The 2,225-nt window shown below is 51.3% G+C and carries 5 protein-coding genes; 2 read left to right on the top strand and 3 right to left on the bottom strand.

Translation table 11 applies throughout. The features are described 5' to 3' along the window. On the top strand, positions 1 to 217 hold a 217-nt coding region (locus tag NW838_RS14205), incomplete at its 5' end, for a hypothetical protein (protein ID WP_414428257.1). A 50-nt stretch (positions 218 to 267) separates the two neighbouring features. Here the strand turns inward: NW838_RS14205 and cas2 are convergent. Genes cas2 through csx18 form a run of 3 tightly spaced genes read right to left on the bottom strand, consistent with a single transcriptional unit; the run spans position 268 to position 1,834 of the window. Next, entirely contained in the window at positions 268 to 546 is a 279-nt protein-coding gene (gene cas2, locus NW838_RS14200; RefSeq protein ID WP_414329659.1) for a CRISPR-associated endonuclease Cas2, read from the bottom strand. Next, the gene (gene cas1, locus NW838_RS14195) at positions 546 to 1,535 is read right to left on the bottom strand and encodes a CRISPR-associated endonuclease Cas1 (protein ID WP_414329661.1); all 990 of its coding nucleotides are present in this window, start codon (positions 1,533 to 1,535) and stop codon (positions 546 to 548) included. Before cas1 ends, cas2 begins: the two co-directional genes overlap by 1 nt. Next, positions 1,535 to 1,834: a CRISPR-associated protein Csx18 gene (gene csx18, locus NW838_RS14190; protein WP_414357353.1), complete on the bottom strand. Its 300-nt coding sequence runs from the start codon at positions 1,832 to 1,834 to the stop codon at positions 1,535 to 1,537. The genes cas1 and csx18 overlap by 1 nt, the downstream gene beginning before the upstream one ends. A 41-nt stretch (positions 1,835 to 1,875) precedes the next feature. On the opposite strand from csx18, the gene NW838_RS14185 reads away from it, so the two are divergent. Then, a complete protein-coding gene (locus NW838_RS14185; protein WP_414428256.1) occupies positions 1,876 to 2,196 on the top strand; it encodes a hypothetical protein in 321 nt (106 codons plus the stop codon). Positions 2,197 to 2,225 lie beyond the last annotated feature (29 nt).

Raw genomic sequence — 2,225 nt, 5'->3', positions numbered from 1 at the left:
CCCCCGAAGGGGGAACTCCACCCCTATTAAACCCAAGCAGGGCAAGGAATGCAAGACCCATTTGCGAGGGATCCGGAAAAAAGTCGGCAAAAAGGGTGCTGGCGAGGGGGCTTTGGGGCCGGAAAGCCTTGTGGCGCAAGGCGTCGAGGGATCGGACGAAAGAATCGGCCTTTGCGGCTTTTGGCGGATCGCTCGCGCAGGCGTTGATACCGTTTGAGTGTGCTTTTGGAAACACCGAGTGCTTAAGTAGGAAGAGACTTGCCTGAGCTACACAATGACCGAGCTGGGGGGTGCAGTCAGGGCAGGCCCACCCCAGATTTCCACCTGGGCGAGGACATAGCTAGTGAGCGGATAGAAGCGGACGCTGTCTTCCTCGGGCTTGATCTTCTTGCGGAGCCGCAGTTTGAGCTCCTCGAACTTGTCTTTGTCGAGGACGCACTCAAACACGCTGTATTGCACGCGCTTGCCGTAGCCTTCTAGCAGGTCGGCAATTTTCTTGCGTCGCTTGTCGCAGGGAGTATCGTAGGTAACAACATAAAGAAACATCAGCGAATCCGGTAGGGCTGGTACAAATCTTGAGGATTATAGACGGATTGCTTAAACTTTTTAACTTGCTGCGTTAGCAGATCCCAGCGGGGTTGATCTCCGTCAGGGGTCTGGATGGATCCCTCCATTCTTTGGATGAAAGCTGTAAGGTACTTTTTCCTGCCACTATCACTTAGAAAACAGCCACCATCGCGATACTCAAAGTCTTCTTCGATGTTCATAATGCCCTTGTTGATCAGCCAGAGGACTATTGAATCTACAATAGGCGCCCGAAATTCTTCCAGTAAGTCCGAAACCAGAGCAGCATGGCGTTCACTGCTAGCGTGCAAGCAACCCTGATAGGGATCCAAATCTTGCAGCTCAATCAGGGTTAATAGATGGTTCCAGAGCACCATGTAGCCAAAGCTGAGCATGGCATTAACCGGGTTAGTGGGCGGCTGTCGAGTGCGGTTAAGCAAAACAAAGCCCCTTTGCTGAAGGCAATTTCCCAATTCCGGGAAATACAGAGCCGCAGCCGCTCCTTCAATGCCCCGCAATTGATCTAGAGACTTGGCCTCAAGAGCTTGAGCAGCCAAATGTTCCAGACTGCGCAGGGTCAGATCCCCTGTTTCAGTGGGGCGTTGCCTGAGCTGTCTCATCAGCAGCACCCGGCTATTGAGCAGCTTGGCTCGCACCATCTGGGCTGCCGTTTGCAATCGCCATTCTTCAGGGAGCGCTTGTTGCAAATGAGCTAAGCGGCGGTACCCCCTCTCTATAGGAACAAGGCGACCATAGCAATAGCCTAGCCGGGAGAGATAGGCAATAGGAATATTCCGCCTCAGACACGCTCTCACTACGTCTGTGGTGACCTGGGATCGGCCAAAGATTAAAATTTGCTCCAGCAAGGGTAGAGGCACCTCCTGCAAGAGCGACTCGCCCAAATAGACCATTACGAACTCTTGCTTAAGGCTTAGCCTACACCCCTGCTGAGAGACATATAAAGTTCGCATTATTCGTCATGACGACGCAGATCTTCAGCGCCTCGCCTCTGATCTATGGCATTGCCGGGTTTAGAGCGGCCACGCTCCGGTAAAATCTCCACATCAATTTCAGGACTTGACAAGAAACCCATCACGATCTCGGCCAGACTGCCCGAAAAGAAGCTAGCAATCATGACAAGGATCGTGTTTGTAATTACGGCTGCCAATCCCAAAGGGGCAATCAGTAAGATGGCCAGTGTGATTGAGCCGTTGATTAAAGCTGTGATTAGACTTGTTAGAGCTTTGACGTTGATTTTCCTTCTCGACATGTTGAGCCTCTTCTAACGTTCTGCTACTGGAATGGCCAGATTTGAGCAAAGCCAACTGCTCTTCTCTCAAGGTTTTCAAGATATGTTTTCCTAGGATTCACCGTTGCCCCAAAAACGGTAACCACCTGATAGTCATCCAAATCTGCAATCCAGACAGGGGACGGCGTGCCTGTGTCGCCGCAGAGAAACTTGTCGTATTTTCCTGGCGCTATCTTGCCTACCTTGTGCAAAACAGCCAAAGCATAGGGCTTATTAAACTCTTCTGGGCCGCTGCAGACTACAATCCTGCAATGGGCATCCACAGCTTCAGGACACTTTTCTTTTTCTTTGATGAAAAGAACCTGTCTCTGATAAACATCTGAAGCTGCCTACGACTAGAGAGGGGGAGCTC

This window comes from Synechococcus sp. R55.2, from assembly GCF_047462075.1.
GTDB lineage: Bacteria > Cyanobacteriota > Cyanobacteriia > Thermostichales > Thermostichaceae > Thermostichus.
The sequence above is the reverse complement of the archived record's forward strand: the minus strand, read 5'-3'. Positions and strand labels throughout refer to the sequence as shown.